Annotated in this window: 11 protein-coding genes; 5 read left to right on the top strand and 6 right to left on the bottom strand. The window is 29.7% G+C overall.

The genetic code is table 11. The features are described 5' to 3' along the window. Nucleotides 1–10 precede the first annotated feature (10 nt). Complete coding sequence (locus ASC44_RS13760; protein WP_055448195.1) at nucleotides 11–1,138, bottom strand: glycosyltransferase; 1,128 nt, start codon at nucleotides 1,136–1,138, stop codon at nucleotides 11–13. 31 nt (nucleotides 1,139–1,169) lie between these two features. Here ASC44_RS13760 and ASC44_RS13765 point away from each other — a divergent pair, with 31 nt between their 5' ends. After that, entirely contained in the window at nucleotides 1,170–2,270 is a 1,101-nt protein-coding gene (locus tag ASC44_RS13765; RefSeq protein ID WP_055448196.1) for a glycosyltransferase, read from the top strand. A 13-nt stretch (nucleotides 2,271–2,283) separates the two neighbouring features. After that, entirely contained in the window at nucleotides 2,284–2,700 is a 417-nt protein-coding gene (locus ASC44_RS13770; RefSeq protein WP_055448197.1) for a sugar 3,4-ketoisomerase, read from the top strand. Here ASC44_RS13770 and ASC44_RS13775 read toward each other — a convergent pair. After that, on the bottom strand, nucleotides 2,690–3,580 hold the full coding sequence (locus ASC44_RS13775; protein ID WP_055448198.1) for a glycosyltransferase family 2 protein: 891 nt from the start codon (nucleotides 3,578–3,580) through the stop codon (nucleotides 2,690–2,692). The two genes, ASC44_RS13770 and ASC44_RS13775, sit on opposite strands and share 11 nt — an antisense overlap. A 125-nt stretch (nucleotides 3,581–3,705) precedes the next feature. Between ASC44_RS13775 and ASC44_RS13780 the strand changes: the two genes are divergently transcribed. After that, complete coding sequence (locus tag ASC44_RS13780) at nucleotides 3,706–4,518, top strand: 2OG-Fe(II) oxygenase (RefSeq protein ID WP_055448199.1); 813 nt, start codon at nucleotides 3,706–3,708, stop codon at nucleotides 4,516–4,518. Nucleotides 4,519–4,600: 82 nt separating this feature from the next. On the opposite strand, the gene ASC44_RS13785 is transcribed toward ASC44_RS13780, so the two are convergent. The 4 genes from ASC44_RS13785 to ASC44_RS13800 are packed head-to-tail and all read right to left on the bottom strand — an operon-like array spanning nucleotide 4,601 to nucleotide 8,136. Continuing rightward, nucleotides 4,601–5,284 carry a cell division ATP-binding protein FtsE gene (locus ASC44_RS13785; protein ID WP_055448200.1) on the bottom strand — a complete coding sequence of 228 codons (684 nt, stop codon included), beginning with the start codon at nucleotides 5,282–5,284 and terminating at the stop codon, nucleotides 4,601–4,603. A 6-nt stretch (nucleotides 5,285–5,290) separates the two neighbouring features. Next, nucleotides 5,291–6,637, bottom strand: a complete 1,347-nt coding sequence (locus ASC44_RS13790; RefSeq protein WP_152973336.1) for a glycosyltransferase family protein — start codon at nucleotides 6,635–6,637, stop codon at nucleotides 5,291–5,293. 3 nt (nucleotides 6,638–6,640) lie between these two features. Then, entirely contained in the window at nucleotides 6,641–7,366 is a 726-nt protein-coding gene (locus tag ASC44_RS13795) for a glycosyltransferase (protein WP_055448202.1), read from the bottom strand. Beyond that, the gene (locus ASC44_RS13800) at nucleotides 7,348–8,136 is read right to left on the bottom strand and encodes a class I SAM-dependent methyltransferase (protein WP_055448203.1); all 789 of its coding nucleotides are present in this window, start codon (nucleotides 8,134–8,136) and stop codon (nucleotides 7,348–7,350) included. Before ASC44_RS13800 ends, ASC44_RS13795 begins: the two co-directional genes overlap by 19 nt. A gap of 134 nt (nucleotides 8,137–8,270) precedes the next feature. On the opposite strand from ASC44_RS13800, the gene ASC44_RS13805 reads away from it, so the two are divergent. Continuing rightward, entirely contained in the window at nucleotides 8,271–11,294 is a 3,024-nt protein-coding gene (locus tag ASC44_RS13805) for a tetratricopeptide repeat protein (protein WP_055448204.1), read from the top strand. A 122-nt stretch (nucleotides 11,295–11,416) separates the two neighbouring features. Further along, the gene (locus ASC44_RS13810; RefSeq protein ID WP_055448205.1) at nucleotides 11,417–13,147 is read left to right on the top strand and encodes a TonB-dependent receptor; all 1,731 of its coding nucleotides are present in this window, start codon (nucleotides 11,417–11,419) and stop codon (nucleotides 13,145–13,147) included. Nucleotides 13,148–13,170: the final 23 nt, after the last annotated feature.

Consider the following 13,170-nt stretch of genomic DNA (forward strand, 5'->3'; position numbering starts at 1 on the left):
ATTAAAACAATTACTGAGTCCAAGTATTAATATATTTTTTTGCTGAAGAAATATAATCATGTTCATTCTCTATAAATTGTCGTGCATTTTTAGATATTTCAAGAATATTCTCAGGATTTAAAATTAACCACTCAAGTTTCTTTACAATAGAATCGACATCTGGCAATGCGTTAATAACTACAGTATCTTCCTTGATATTATAGAACTCTAACCATTCTTGTTCTGCGCCTGTAAAAACAACTTTGCCTTTTGCCATCGCTTCAAGTGCGTTGTAACCTTGGTCGAAACCATACACTTGGTCTAAAAGAATATGTGCTTCATCATAGATTTTTATATACTCTTTATATGGTATATTTTCTGTTGTTTTTATAGTAACTTTATTTGGGTATTTATCTTGAATTATTGCCAAAGCTTTTTCGAAAAAAACATTGCCTTTTCTATTTTTAGAAGTCAGATTTATACCATGAAAAATCTTTATTTTATCCTTAAATTTTAAAGTATTAAAGGGTAATAATTCTACATTAATAGGGTTTGGTATCATTCCTAAATACTTCTCATTACCAATTAATGGAATATGATAATCTATATCTGAGGCTATAACACCAGACACATTTTTATATATATGTTTATGTAAATTGGTATGCGCAGCATCAAGATATTTTAAAGCTGAATCGAAGTCTGTTTCACCATTTAAATATGGCGTAAGTATAGAATATCTAAATAAACCATCGTTAGCATGTTTTATGCTAATATGGTCTGTACCACAAGAGAGTAAAAATGTTTTTTTGTTATTTTTTTTTAAAAGATTAAATATTTCTTTTTCGGTTTTTGGTAAACATAAAAAAGGCGTTTCATTAATAAATTGTATAACATCGTAATTTTTTAATTCACTTTGTAATTTTATAATCTGTCTTTTTACATTAATCGAATGCAAATCTATTTTAGAAAACTTATAAATGATGTTTTTTAATAATTTTAAAAAACCGTTATCATATTTTTTTTTAATTTTTAAGTCTACTGGTATGTTCTTAAAACCATCGTTTAAGCCCGCAATTTTAACGTCATGCCCCAACTTAGCTAACCCTTGTTTTAGCGAATTGTGTAAATTACTATATTCTCCTATCAATAATATTTTCATTATAGTATATTTGATAATAAATCTAATATAAGTGCAAAGAAACAATAAAAAAAAGATTTGTATAGTTACTTCTTCGTTAGGAAAAGGAGGTGCAGAAAAATCTTCGGCATTATTATCTATAATGCTTAGCGATTTAGGTTACAAAGTACATATTGTTTGTATTCTTAATATAATTGATTATCCTTTTAAAGGTGAAATTTTAAACCTAGGTGAGTTTAAAGAAAAAAATAATTCTATAATTGGTAAGCTAAAAAGCATTTGGAAATTGTACAGCTTTTTAAAAAATGAAAAGTTTGATGTGGTTATAGATAGTAGAAGTAGACCAACTATTTTAAAGCAGTATTTTATTAATAAAATAATTTATGGCTCTCAAAACATCTATTACATGGTACGTAGTTACAAACTTGAAAACTATCTTCCTAAAAATAAATATTTTGCAAAAATTCTATATAAAAATGCCAATAAAATAATTACAGTTTCTAAAGCTATACAAAATAAAATTGAAGAAAAGTATGGTTTTAAAAATGTTGAAACTGTTTACAATCCTGTAGATTTAAATGCGAGTGAATCTATATTGGAAAAAGAAATTACTTATAATGAAAAGTTTGTTTTATTTTACGGACGCTTGGTAGATAGTGTTAAAAACATAACTTTATTAATAGAAAGTTATAGCCTGTCTCAGTTACCTGAAAATAATATTAATTTAGTAGTACTTGGCGATGGTCCAGATTTACAAAAGTTTAAAACGTTAACTAAAACATTAGGAATAGAAGAGAAAGTGCAATTTTTACCAAATACACGTAATCCAATTACATATGTAAAGAAAGCTGTTTTTACACTGCTTACAAGCCATTACGAAGGTTTCCCAAGGGTGCTTATAGAAAGTTTATCTATTAACACACCAGTTATTGCTGTAAATTGTAAATCTGGTCCTTCAGAAATTATAGTAGACAAACATAATGGATTATTAGTAGAGAATTATAATTCTGAAGCTCTTGCAAATGCCATGAATGAGTTTGCCATTAACGAAGAATTGTACAGCAATTGTAAGAAAAATGCTAAAACAAGTGTAGAGAAATTTTCAGTTGAAAATATATCTAAACATTGGGAGAAACTAATAGAGGCGGAATAACTTAAATTTATAGATGAAAACAACCACAATAGACAACGTAGAGCTAATAGATATTCCTAAAATAATTGATGAAAAAGGAAGAGGTAATTTATGTGTAATAGAAGGTTATATTTTAAAATATAACGTAAAACGAACATACTATTTATTCGATGTACCGAGCGATGCAAGCAGAGGAGGACACGCTCACATAGCCTGTCATGAATTATTAGTAGCGTTAAGCGGTAGTTTTGATGTTGTAGTAAAGGATGGAGAAAATTCTAGAACTATTACATTAAATAAACCCGATAAAGGTTTGTTAATAGTAGATGGTATATGGAGAGAACTCGATAATTTTTCGTCTGGAGCAGTATGTTTAGTTTTGGCTTCAGAAAAATATGATGAAGCAGATTATATTAGAGATTATAATGTTTTTTTAGAATCTAAAGGGTAGTTTGTGTTTTATATGCATTGCACATAAAGCTTATTCTATACAGTTGTAAAATGGTTATTGAAGGCGAAATGCTTAATAAATTTTTTTTCATGCTGTTTTTCAAAAACTTATACAATAAGCTAAAAAGCCAAACGAGATTAAGTTGGTATAATTTGGAGAATAGCTGAAGCAAATCGTTACTATGGTTATTAAAGCCTTCAGTTTTATAAAAATGAATTAAGGTTAATGCAGCCTGTTCTTTCTTTTTTAAATAAACTTCACTTTTTTCAATCCCTAAATGATAGACTTCATTATCAATATGGCGAACTTTAACTTTATTATTTTGAAGTAAAGCACCAAAGTAATTATCGAAGCCATATCCTTTATTGTCCTCAATTTTAGAATTAACAGAATTAAAAACGCTTTTTTTTATTAAATAATTTGCAGAAATAATAACTTTATATGGCAGTTTGTTTCTCGTAGATGCAGGAATTTGCTCTTTAGTTTTTCCGTATTTCCATCGTAAAATATACGAGTGCTCAGGCTTGTTTTTGTAATAGGCAAAACCTCCAAAATAAGCATCGTATTCAAGCGCGATAGCATCGATGTAGTTAGATATGAATTTATCTGACTTTGGAGTAACATCAGCATCTAAAAATAAAAGCCAATCGTATTTTGCTTTTAATGCTAAGGCTTGCCTTGCTTTAACACGGCCTATATTGGTGGTATTCTCAATAATTTGCGTGTTGCTTAGTGCATTGCTTGAATTAATTTTTGAGGTACTACCATCCTCCAGAACAATTATTTCGAAGGCTACAGAGCTCGTTATCAATTGCGAATGAATTGTTGCAATTAATTTAGAAACATTATAATTGTATGTAGGAATTAGTACTGAAAGCATGATTTTATGAGTTTAAAAATACAGTTTTTTAATAGGAAGAAATAAGAAATTGTCTTTTAATTTTTTTGATGTTTAATTCTATAGAAAATAGTAAATTGCATAAGATTAATTTTTGATTCTTTCATTTGGAAAAACAAGCTATTTCAGATATTATATATAACCATATTTTTGCTCATAAACAGGCTTTAGTAGAGCAGTTTACCAAGAGTGAGAAGACCATAGGTTATTTTTACATAGATAATGTTTTGCCAGAAGAATTGGCATTAGAATGCGCTAGAGTTTTCCCAAAACCGAAAGAAATGAGATTGCTTAAATCTATAAAGGAGTATAAGCATGTGTCTGCCCAAATGAATAAACATCATCAGCTTTTAGAGGCTGTGATCTATGCTTTTCAAAATGAGAAAATTGTTACTCTTATTGGCGAAATTTGTAATATATCAACTTTATATCCAGACGATTCATTGTATGCCGGAGGTTTGTCGTTAATGGCGAAAGATAATTTTTTAAATCCGCATTTAGATAATTCACACGATGCAGAGAGAGAACGTTGGAGAGTTTTAAACCTTTTGTATTACGTTACGCCAAATTGGAAACAACAAAATGGAGGGAATTTAGAGTTATGGCCAAATGGCCCTAAAAAGGAACCTTTAGAAATAGTGAGTAAGTTTAATAGATTAATTGTTATGGCTACACATTCTAGTTCATGGCATTCTGTTAACAAAGTTACTATAGACGGCAATCGCTGTTGTATCTCTAATTACTATTTTAGTGATAATGCGCTACTTGAAACCGATAAATTCCATATTACCAAGTTTAGAGGTAGACCAAATCAAAAAATCACGAATTTACTTTTAGATTGTGATTCTAGTTTAAGGATGTTGGTTAGAAAAATTTTTAAAAAAGGAGTACGTAAAAACCCACATGTTTATAAAAAGTAGTAGTGCTCTTGCTTTTATAACCTTAACCTATTGTTAAAATTAAAACAAAAACCAGTTATCTATATAGAAAACTAAAAGAGGATTAATTTCTACGTTGTACAACTTCAAAAACTTGATTTTCATCACATTTTAAAGTTTTACTTGGGTATTTTAATAGTAAAGCATAATCGTGAGTTGCCATTAAAATTGTATTTCCATTTTTACTAATTTCTTGTAAAACCTCCATGATTTCAATACTTGTTTGAGGATCTAGATTTCCAGTTGGCTCATCTGCCAATATAAGTTCAGGATTATTTAACAAAGCACGAGCAATAGCCACACGCTGTTGTTCTCCTCCAGACAACTCATGAGGGAATTTAAAACCAGTAGTTTTCATACCTACTTTATTAAGCACTTCTTCCATTCGTGTTGCCATAGCAGCTTTATCTTTCCAGCCTGTAGCTTTTAAAACAAATTCTAAGTTTGCATTAACAGTTCTATCTGTTAAAAGCTTGAAATCTTGAAAAACAACTCCTAACTTACGTCTTAAAAAAGGAATGTCTTTTTCTTTTAAAGTATTTAGATTAAAATCAACAATACTACCTTCTCCTTTTTTTAAAGGAATATCTCCATACAAGGTTTTCATAAAACTACTTTTACCAGAGCCCGTTTTTCCTATTAAATAAACAAAATCACCTTTGTCTATTTTTACATTAACGTTGGACAGCACTAGACTATCACCTTGAAAAATGGAAGCATCTTTAAATTCTAGAACAGTTTGAGACATATAAATTTATAGTTTTTTAATACTGAAATATTTAGACTTCAAATCTAAAACATTAATAATAACAAAATAAACAATTAATGGTAAAAACGGAAACGCAAACCTACTATTAGAGCCATAAACAACTAATCCTTGGGCTAAAGCTCCTGAGAGTACTATGCAGACAACAAATAAATTGAAATCATAAATTTTGATTTTACTTTTAAAAAACTGAAAAAGTTTTTTAATTGCAAACAAAATGAATAGTATATTGAACAAAGCTAATAAGTATATTTGAAAATACTCCCAAATTATTACTAAACCGTATTTAAAATATTTGTTTTTAAAGGATTGATAGTTCCATTTTAGTGCACCAGATTTTGTAAAAAACAAATAAGAAGATTTAAGTACTTGCTTAGCATATAAATCTGGATGCTTTTTAAAAAGGTTTTTAGAAATTCTACCAAGCTCAGCTGATAAGTTTTGTGGAGTAAGGCCCGATTTTTCTTTAAGTTCATCGTAAGCAAACCAAACACTCATTGGTATTTTTCTTGGAGCAAATGTTATTAACGAATCTCTTTTTCTAACAAGAATATCTCTAATTAAGGCATCTTCATCTGGAGCCTTCTCAAAAAACGACGTTGCTGTTTGCGATAAATTAATGCCAAAATAGAATGTATTCGTAAAATACCCAATGTTTTTTTTATTGAAACTATTCCAAGAAAAATAGATAAGAAATGGTAGTAAGATAACTGCGGAACTTTTTAAAACTATTTTGGTTAGTTTCTGTTTATAATTTTTAACAAAATAAAACAAAGCAAAAGCTAAGGTAAAGTATATAAAAAGTGGTTTTATTAAATAAATAATACTTAATAAAATGGATAGTATAAAATAATATTTTATGGATACGGCTGAGTTAAATAGCTTAAAACGCTCTATAAACCAAAAAATAAGGAGTACTAAACTTATGGTAAGAGACTCGGTTAGTATTGCAAATTCAAAAAATATATAATGAATAAATGAAGTAGTAAAAAAGGTAATCCAAAATGCAGTTGCGATGCTTTTTGTTCGTCTTTTAGAGAAATCGAATAAAAGGTAGATATTTAAAAATCCTAAAAGTATTTGAAATATAACAGTAATAATTAAACTGTTATTGGCTAAGGCTATTAGTGTGGAGTAGCCGGGTGTGCGGTTTCCTGGGTAGTTTTCTAGTTGTAAACGTGTTATTAATTCACCTAAATTTATATAATCTTGACTATCCGGAAAAATACTTATTGAATTATAAAACAATGCTATGCAAACTCTAACAAATACTGCAAAAGTTAAGAGTACTCTCAAGGGATGATTATTAATGATTTTTTGCAGCTTCTGTATCATTTTTTATTTGTAATTAAAATAAAGTTTAACTAATGCAAATGGTGTTTTTAAGAAGTCTAAAAAAGTTATTCTCGTATCTTCGTTGTCAATCCATTGTGTCAAGGGAACTTCTACTATATGTCTTTTACAATATTCTTTGCCAAATTGTTTTTTTGTTCTTGCAAGTAATTCAATATCAAATAACCATTTGGTTTTAAAAGTGTCTTTAAAAATAGTTTTGGCTAAATCTGTTTTAATGATTTTCGCTCCACATTGAGTATCATAAATTCCTAATTTTAAAATCATACTATCCACAAATGTTGCTACAATTCTGCCAAAAAAATGTCTAGTTTTACTTCTTTTTATTGAGCTACCCATTTTTTTAAATCGAGAACCTAATATAAAATGGGAGTGTTCATCTTTTAAGTTGTAAAGTCTTTTTATTTCTTTTAAAGACGTTGATAAATCAGCATCTAAGTAGCCTATATGAGCGTAATTTTTATCTTTAAACTGAAGAACACCTTGTCGTATAGCTTCTGCCTTTCCTACATTTGTTGCTAGGTTTAAAACGTAAGCATTTTTACTAGAGGCTAAGGTCTTTAATACATCGAGAGTGTTATCAATACTACCATCGTTAACAAAGCAAAAATCTAATTCTGTTTCTGTTAAAAGGAAAGTATTAAAGCTATCGACATCAAGTCTATTTGCTTCATTATAACACGGGACTATTATTAATGCTTTTTCTTGCATATCGCATAATTTGAAAGTCCGATAATGCGTACACCCAAGTTTTCTAGAAAGTTTGTAACTATATTATCACAGATTAATATACTTGAAAAAAGGTTGGTAACAATTTTGCCGTGAGACCAGCTAGAAACTCTAGTTTCTTTTGATGGATTTTTTTTTAAAGATTCAATCTGTTTTTCAATAAACCGAGGTAGTAAAAGAGAAGTAAAAAAATAGCCTTTCTTCTCTACCAAAAATTGATTATGCTCCAAGACTTTTGTTAATGAGTTGTTAGTATAACGTCGGTAATGTCCTAAAATAATATCATGCTGAGTGAATAGGCTTTGAAAAGCAGGAACAGTTATTAAAAGATTAGTTTTTTTACTAAAATTTGGTAGTTTATTAAGGCTTTTTAAAAAGGCCTCATCTGCATCAATATGTTCTAAAACATCTAAAAGTAAAACAACATCTATTTCATCTTTAGATTGTAAGGGAAGGTCATTAGTAGATTTATAAACGGCTATATTTATGCCGCTTTCTAAATTAAAAGTCTTTAGTTGTTCATCTGTAAAAGCAATATCTACACAATGAAACTGACTATTTTTATAGGTTTCAGAAAGCTGTTTAGCTAAAAAGGTATCGCCAGAGCCAATATCCAAAAAGATATAAGGTAGTGTAACGTCGGGTAATATATGATTTAATTTATTTTTTATAAACCTTAATCTAACACTTTCCCATGGATGTCTATAATTTGTGTGCTTCTTGCCTTTTTGTGTAAGTTCTACTAAATCCATGCAATGGTTTATTAATTGGTAAATATAAAATAATTTATCAGACTATAAATTCAATTTATAATTATAACAAATTTCTAACGTTAACATATTAGGATTAAATTATCTTTGATTCTTAAATTTTAAATACCTAGTTAATGACTAAAAAACATATTTTATCATTATTTGTCTCGTTAAGTTTTGTTCTAGTCTCTTTTGCACAGCAATCTGCAGCATACACAAACGATTTTGTCGAATTTCAAAAAGCATTATCGCTATATAATAATCAGCAATATTTAGCTGCTCAAGCTGCTTTTAAGCAAGTTGAAAAAGCGTCAAAAGGAGAAGCTATAGAGTCTGATTGTGCCTATTACATTGCTAACTGTGCAGTGCGTTTAAATCAGAAAAATGCAGATACTTTAATAGAAGGATTTGTAGAGGATTATCCTACAAGTACTAAAAAAAATACAGCATTCGTAGATGTGGCAGATTACTATTTCGAAAACGGAAAATTTGCCTATTCTGAAAAGTGGTATAGTAAAGTAGACGAGAACTCACTGTCTCAAACAGAACTTGAAAAGTTTAATTTTAATAGAGGATATACTGCTTTTTCTTCGAAGAATTTTAAAGAAGCTAAAAAGTATTTAAATAGAGTTGAGAACTCTCAAAAATATGGTTCGCAAGCTAAATATTATATTGGTTTTATGGCTTACGAAGGCGATGATTACGATAAAGCTAACGAGTATTTTAACCAAGTTGAAGGAGAAGATAAATACAAAGAAAAGCTAAGTTACTACCAAGCAGATTTAAACTTTAAACTAGGAAAGTTTGAAAAAGCTATTGAATTAGCAAAAGCACAATTAGAGAAAACTAACGAGGAGAACGAATTATCCGAGCTTAATAAAATTATTGGTGAAAGTTATTTTAATCTAGAAAAATATGAAGAAGCTATTTCTTATCTAACCGAATATAAAGGCAAAAAAGGAAAGTGGAATAATACAGATTACTACCAATTAGGTTATGCTTATTACAAACAAAAGAATTATAATAAAGCCATTTCAGAATTCAATAAAATTATAGACGGTAATAATAGCGTCGCACAGAATGCATACTACCATTTAGGAGAGAGTTATGTGAATCTTGATAAAAAGCAAGAGGCCTTAAACGCCTTTAGAAATGCATCGCAAATGGATTATGATTTAAAAATTCAAGAAGATGCGTGGCTTAATTACGCTAAAATTAGTTACGAGATTGGTAACCCTTACCAATCGGTTCCGCAAGTATTGGCTAGTTATTTAGATAAATATCCAGAAACTAATTACCGAGAAGAGTTAGAAACATTATTAATAGATTCTTATATCACTTCAAAAAATTATAAAGAAGCCTTAGTTTTATTAAAAGGAAAAAAGAGCTTCGAAAATAAAGTAGCTTATCAAAAAGTAGCCTATTATAGAGGAATCGAATTGTATAATGAAAGTAATTACACAGAGGCCGAAAAAATGTTCGATGCTTCAATTGGTGAGTCTCAAGATGCTAAATATACTGCAAGAGCAACATTTTGGAAAGCAGAAACCGATTATAACTTAACAAATTACGATGATGCCTTAATTGGTTTTAAACAGTTTCAGCAGCAAACAGAAGCCAATCAAACACCAGAATATAAGAACTTAGATTATAATTTAGCTTATACATATTTTAAGCAGAAAAATTACGATCAGGCTATTCAGTACTTTAAAAATTTCACGATTAATAATAAAGAAGACAAAGTAAGATTAAATGATGCCTACTTACGTTTGGCAGATAGTTACTTCGTTACAAGTGCATACCAAAATGCCATCACTATGTATAGCGAAGCGTTAAGCGTTAATAAAATTGAAATGGATTATGCATTCTTTCAAAAAGCAATGAGTTATGGCTATTTGGGACAGTCAGAGAAGAAAATTTCAGAACTAGAAACTTTTATTTCTAAGTACTTGAGTTCTAAATTACGTGATGATGCTATGTACACGTTGGGTAATGCGTATGTAAAATCTGGTGATTCAGAAAAAGGTGTTGCCATGTACAATCAATTAATTTCAGAATATAATAACGGATCTTTTACCTCAAAAGCATTATTACGTCAAGGTTTAGTTTATTATAATACAAGTAAAAACGAGAAAGCACTAACTAAGTTTAAAAAAGTGGCTGGTGATTTTCCTAATTCTTTAGAAGCAAATCAAGCAGTAGCCACAGCACGTTTAATTTATATAGATTTAGGTCGTGTAAATGAATATGCAGCTTGGGTACAAACGTTAGATTATGTAGAAGTTGCAGATGGCGATTTAGATAACGCGACGTATTTGTCTGCAGAAAAGCAATATCTAGATAGTAATACCAACGATGCTATTAAATTGTTTAATCGTTATTTAAATGATTTTAATAACGGATTACACGCTAATCAGGCTCATTTTTATTTAGCACAATTGTATTTTAAGAAAGACTTGAAAGAAAATGCAAAACCACATTATAAAGCAGTTGTAGAGGCCTCTCAAAGTGAATTTACAGAAGAAGCTTTATTGCGTTTCTCTCAAATAATACTAGATCAAAAAAACTGGGTAGAGGCAATTGGGACTTTAAAACGTTTGGAGTCAGAAGCTAATTTTCCACAAAATATTCTGTTTGCACAATCTAATTTAATGCAAGCCAATTATCAATTAAAAAAATATACTGAAGCTGTCGCTTACGCGGAAAAAGTACTCAGTAATTTAAACTTAGATAATAAGATTAAAAGTGATGCTTATGTAATTATTGCACGTTCTGCAATGAAGACTAACGATGAAGCTAAAGCAAAATCGGCTTATGCAAATGTAGAATTAACAGCAACTGGTGAGACTGCTGCCGAAGCTTTATACTACAATGCATATTTTAAAAATAAAGAAAGTAATTACGCAGCGTCAAATACAGTAGTACAGCGTTTGGCTAAAGATTATTCTGGTTATAAATTCTATGGTGCAAAAGGCTTAATTGTTATGGCGAAAAACCAATATGCATTAGGTGATGCCTTTCAAGCAACTTATATTTTGGAGAGTGTAATTAAGAATTTTAAAGATTTTTCAGAGGTTGTTACAGAAGCAGAAACCGAACTAAATAGAATAAAAACAGAACAAGCTAAGACGAATGCTTCAGTAGAAACAGAAGATTAGTATTTCTAATTTAAGGATTATAGCTTTGTTATTTCTGCGCGAGTGGGAATCTACAAAACAAGAATAAATAATTATAGATTCCTGCGAAAGTAGGAATAATAGAAAAAAAACAAAAAGAATATATGTTTCAAAAAAGGCAATTCTTATTTTTAATAGCAACATTAACGATAACACTAATGTTCGCTCAAGAGCGTAAACAAGATACTTTAAATCCAGATGTTATTAACGTTATAAAACCATATGCACCTACAATTTCAGATGCATTTAAAGTAAAAGAAGCACCAACATTAGATGATGCTGAAACAGCAACGAAAAAAGATATTAAATATAACATATTTTCATTTCCTGTAGCGTCCACATTTACACCTGCAAAAGGTAAAGCAGCAGTTGTAGATAAGGCTAAAAAAGTTAAATTATACGATAATTACGCCACTTTAGGTGTTGGAACATATACAACAATATTAGGCGAAGTGTATTTAAACCACGAACTTAATAGTGGTGAGAATGTTAGTGCGCATGTTAGTCATCATTCTTCTCAAGGTGGTATTGAAGACGTACTTACAGACGATAATTTTTTAGATTCTAAAATAGATTTAAGTTACAGCAAATTAACAAACGATTTAGATTGGACTGTTGCTGGTGGTTTTGGAATACAATCATACAATTGGTATGGTTTAGATCAGTCTATATTTACTCAAACCACGGCAGATACTCTAGATGTAAATCATAACTTTACAGATGCACATATTTCTGGAGGAATCAACCTAGAAGACGGTATTTTTAAAGGCGCAGATATCTTATTTAGACGTTTTGGAGATAATCAAGGTTCTGGAGAAAATAGACTTAAGTTAAGTGGAACGGGAGATATTCCTGTTAGAGACGAAATTGTATCTACAATTTTAAGTTTAGATTATTTAGGAGGAAATTTCGAAAGGAATTATTTTAATGCTACCGAAATAAATTATAGTAATATTCAAATAGGTTTAGCACCAACATATCAAATAAAGAAAGACGATTTAACTGTAAACCTTGGTGTAACATTAACATATTTAAATGATACCGAAGCTGGTAAAAGTAGCTTTTTTATCTATCCAAATATTAATGCAAGCTATCGTTTAGTAGATGAATATGTTATAGCTTTTGGAGGTGTAAAAGGTGGTTTGATCCAGAATTCTTACTACGATTTTAGTTCAGAGAATTCATTTGTGTCACCAACATTATTTATCACACCTACAGATGAGCAATACAATGCTTACGTAGGTTTAAAAGGGAAACTTTCTAATGCTATCGGGTATTCTGTAAGTGGTAGTTATAAGTCCGAAAAAAGTAAAGCGCTTTTTACTAATAATCCAATAAGAGCATCTAATAATAGTTATAGCTACGGAAACTCTTTTGGTGTAACCTACGACGATGTTACAACTCTTGGGTTTGCAACAGAACTAAGTGTAGATGTAAATAGAAATTTTACTTTAGGAGTAAAAGGAGACTATTTTATCTACAATACAAAGAATGAAGACGAGGCGTGGAATCTTCCAAATGTAAAAGGAACTTTATTTATGGATTACCAAATTAACGAAAATTGGTTTGCAGTAGCGAACTTGTTTTTTGTAGGTGAACGTAAAGATGTTTATGAAAATCAAACGCTAGCGTCTTTACCAGCAACGCCTGCATCTGTAATAGATTTAGATAGCTATTTCGATGCAAACGTTCACGTTGGTTACCATGTAAACGATCGTATTTCTGTATTTGTAAAAGGAAACAACCTTGTTGGAGAAAACTATAACAAATGGCAAAATACACCTGTTCAAGGTATTCAGTTTTTAGCAGGTGGAACTTATAAATTTGATTTTTAAATTCCGGTATAAAATCAATCTCG

This window comes from Lacinutrix mariniflava, assembly GCF_001418015.1.
Classification (GTDB): domain Bacteria; phylum Bacteroidota; class Bacteroidia; order Flavobacteriales; family Flavobacteriaceae; genus Lacinutrix; species Lacinutrix mariniflava.